Genomic DNA, 253 nt, shown 5'->3' with positions numbered 1-253 from the left:
GGGGGACGTTCGTGCCGCTCTCCTTCGCGCCGGGAGAGGCGTTCCAGTTCGACTGGAGCGAGGACTGGGCGATCATCGACGGGGTGCGCACCAAGTTGCAGGTGGCGCACTTCAAGCTCAGCCACAGGGGACTGTCAGGATTTCCGTGTGTGGGCGGGTATAATGGGGAAGAAGGAGACCCACTATGTCCCGACGCAAGGAGCCGTTGATTCCGGCTGATTTACTCGACCAACTGCTCGCTGGCGGCGATGCC

At 62.5% G+C, this 253-nt stretch carries 1 protein-coding gene; it reads left to right on the top strand.

The window, feature by feature from the left end; all coding sequences use genetic code 11:
* On the top strand, positions 1–209 hold a 209-nt coding region (locus EQG66_RS15220), incomplete at its 5' end, for a hypothetical protein (protein WP_164975712.1).
* Positions 210–253: the final 44 nt, after the last annotated feature.

Origin of the sequence: Sphingobium fluviale (genome assembly GCF_004122115.1) — a bacterium.
Classification (GTDB): Bacteria; Pseudomonadota; Alphaproteobacteria; order Sphingomonadales; family Sphingomonadaceae; genus Sphingobium; species Sphingobium fluviale.
The sequence above is the reverse complement of the archived record's forward strand: the minus strand, read 5'-3'. Positions and strand labels throughout refer to the sequence as shown.